The 1,327-nt window shown below is 72.1% G+C and carries 1 protein-coding gene; it reads left to right on the forward strand.

Going from position 1 to position 1,327, the window contains the following annotated elements; all coding sequences use genetic code 11:
• On the forward strand, positions 1-1,327 hold a 1,327-nt coding region (locus GA0070215_RS27805), incomplete at both ends, for a type I polyketide synthase (protein ID WP_244167193.1).

A 1,327-nucleotide genomic window follows, 5' to 3' on the forward strand; every position in this document is an offset into this window, starting at 1 on the left:
AGGTGGTGGTGGCGGATGTGCGGTGGGATCGGTTTGTGCCGTCGTTCACGGCGTTGCGTCCGTCGTGTCTGTTCACCGACATCCCCGAAGCGCAGGCGGCGATCGAGGCGGCGTCCCAAGCCGAGACCGGTCCCACCGACCGGGCGTCCGCACTGCGTGAGCGGCTCGCGGCCCTGACGCCGCCGGAGGTCGAGGCGTCCCTCCTGGACCTCGTACGCTCCCAGGTCGCCACGGTGCTCGGCCACGCCACCGTGGAGGCGGTGCGGCCGGACCGGGCGTTCCAGCGTCTCGGCTTCGACTCGCTCACCGCAGTCGAGCTGCGCAACCGGCTGACCGCCGAAACGGGCCTCGCGTTGCCCTCCACCCTCGTCTTCGACCACCCGACGCCGGCCGCCCTGGTCGCCTTCATCCGGGAGACAGTGCTCGGAGCATCGGGCGACGCGCCGGCCGACCGCAGGGTCGCCACCGTCGACGACGACCCGATCGTGATCGTCGGCATGGGCTGCCGCCTCCCGGGTGGCGTCGCGTCCCCGGAAGAACTCTGGCAACTGCTCGCCACGGGACGCGACGGCATCTCCGAGTTCCCCCTCGACCGGGGCTGGGACAGCTTCCTCAGCAGCGGCCTGTCCGACACGTCCTTCGCCCGCAGGGGCGGCTTCGTCTACGACGCCGGCGAGTTCGACGCCGAGTTCTTCGGCATCTCGCCGCGGGAGGCGCTCGCCATGGACCCGCAGCAGCGGCTGCTGCTGGAGACCTCGTGGGAGGCCGTCGAGTCGGCGGGCATCGACCCGACCACCCTGCGGGGCGGCGCGGTCGGCGTCTTCGCCGGGGCCAGCTTCCAGGGGTACGCCAGCGGGTCGGTCGGTCGGGCCCAGGAGGTCAGCGGCCACCTGCTCACCGGCAACGCGACAAGCGTGTTGTCGGGTCGGGTGGCGTACTCGTTCGGGTTCGAGGGTCCGGCGGTGACTGTGGACACGGCGTGTTCGTCGTCGCTGGTGGCGTTGCACCTGGCGGTGCAGGCGCTGCGGTCCGGCGAGTGCGACCTCGCGCTGGCCGGCGGCGTCACCGTGATGGCCTCACCCGGCACGTTCGCCGAGTTCTCGATCCAGGGCGGCCTGTCCGCCGACGGCCGGTGCAAGTCGTTCTCGGACGCGGCGGACGGCACGGGCTGGTCCGAGGGCGTCGGCGTGCTGGTGGTGCAGCGGTTGTCGGATGCGCGGCGTGACGGGCGTCGGGTTCTGGCGGTCGTGCGGGGCACGGCCGTCAACCAGGATGGTGCGTCGAATGGTTTGACGGCGCCGAATGGTCCGTCGCAGCAGCGGGTGAT

Source organism: Micromonospora marina, assembly GCF_900091565.1.
Taxonomy (GTDB): domain Bacteria; phylum Actinomycetota; class Actinomycetes; order Mycobacteriales; family Micromonosporaceae; genus Micromonospora; species Micromonospora marina.